We start from the raw sequence: 1641 nt of genomic DNA on the forward strand, positions 1-1641 counted from the left end.
CGTCCTTCAGCGCCATGTAGCAATGCCCCGACGCGACGCGCTTCCATCCCGAAATCTCGCCGCGCAGGCGGACATGGCCGAATTCGCCCTCGACCATCCGCTTCAGCTTGAACGCGAGTTCGCCGACCGACATGGCGAGTGCGTTGTCGCCGGCGACCGGCTCGGCTACCAGCCGCCCCATATCGCTCGCCAGCATGTCGCTGGACACGACGTCATCGGAAAAGGGATCGGGCATGAACGTCCTGCTGTTGGGCTCGGGGGGCCGCGAACATGCGCTCGCGTGGAAGCTGGTGCAATCGGCCAGCTTTTCTCCAGGCCTCGATACGCTCTATGCCGCGCCGGGCAACCCCGGCATTGCCAGCCTTGCGACGCTCGTGCGTCTCGATGCGACGGATCACGCGTCGGTCGTCGCCTTCGTCCGCGAAAAGGCCATCGGCCTCGTCGTGATCGGCCCCGAGGCGCCGCTCGTCGACGGCCTCGCCGATAGCCTGCGCGCCGCCGCCATCCCCGTCTTCGGTCCGTCAAAGGCCGCCGCCCAGCTCGAAGGGTCGAAGGGCTTCACCAAGGATCTGTGCGCGCGCGCCGGCATCCCGACCGCGGGCTATGTCCGCGTCGCGAGCCGCGCCGACGCCGACGTCGCGCTCACCCGCACCTTCTCGCTGCCCGTGGTCATCAAGGCCGACGGGCTCGCCGCGGGCAAGGGCGTCGTCATCGCCTTCACCCGCGCCGAAGCCGATGCCGCGCTCGACGCGCTGTTCGCGGACGGCGAGGCGGAGGCGGTGATCGAGGAATTCCTCGAAGGCGAGGAGGCGAGCCTCTTCGTCCTCACCGACGGCACCACGCTGATGCCGTTCGGCTCGGCGCAGGATCACAAGCGCGTCGGCGAGGGCGATACCGGCCCCAATACCGGCGGCATGGGCGCCTACAGCCCCGCCCCCGTGCTCACCGCCGCGCTCGAACAGCGCGCGCTCGACGAGATCGTCGCCCCCACCGTCGCGGCGATGGCGGCGGACGGGATCCCGTTCAGCGGCGTCCTCTATGCCGGCCTCATGCTCACCGCGCAGGGCCCCAAGCTCATCGAATATAACGCGCGCTTCGGCGATCCCGAGACGCAGGTGCTGATGATGCGGTTCGAGGGCGACCTGATCGCGACGATGCTCGCGGTCGCAGAAGGTCGCCTCGCCGACCTCCCCCCCGCCCGCTTTAGCGCCGCCACCGCGCTCACCGTGGTGATGGCGGCCAAGGGCTATCCCGGCACGCCAAAGGCAGGCGGCGCGATCATCGGCCTCGATTCGGCGCGCGCGGCAGGCGGCACCGTCTTCCACGCCGGCACCCGGCTCGAGGATGGCGGCCTCGTCGCCGCGGGCGGCCGCGTCCTCGCGGTCACCGCCACCGGCGACGACCTCGCCTCCGCCCAGGCCAACGCCTACCGCGCGGTCGAGGCGATCGATTTCGCAGAAGGCTTCTACCGCCGCGACATAGGCTGGCGCGAACTCACCCGCTGACCCAAAGCAAAAAGCCCCTCCCCTTCAGGGGAGGGGTTGGGGTGGGGCGCATCCCCAAACGCAACGCCACTGATACCACCCCCAACGCGCATTAAGTCTCGCCCCCCCCGACCCACCCCGCTACTATAGGCAAATG

General features: G+C 69.8%; 2 protein-coding genes. One reads left to right on the forward strand and one right to left on the reverse strand.

Features of this window, described 5'->3' with window-relative positions:
• Positions 1–235, reverse strand: a 235-nt coding sequence (locus sphsw_RS06150; RefSeq protein WP_042466660.1) for an exodeoxyribonuclease VII large subunit, incomplete at its 3' end; no start/stop codon positions are given.
• Between sphsw_RS06150 and purD the strand changes: the two genes are divergently transcribed.
• Positions 234–1505 (forward strand): phosphoribosylamine--glycine ligase, encoded by a 1272-nt coding sequence (gene purD / locus sphsw_RS06155; protein WP_031439833.1) that lies wholly within the window; start codon positions 234–236, stop codon positions 1503–1505. The genes sphsw_RS06150 and purD overlap by 2 nt on opposite strands.
• Positions 1506–1641 lie beyond the last annotated feature (136 nt).

The sequence above is a fragment of the Sphingomonas sp. FUKUSWIS1 genome (genome assembly GCF_000733135.1).
In the GTDB taxonomy this organism is placed as follows: Bacteria; Pseudomonadota; Alphaproteobacteria; order Sphingomonadales; family Sphingomonadaceae; genus Sphingomonas; species Sphingomonas aerolata.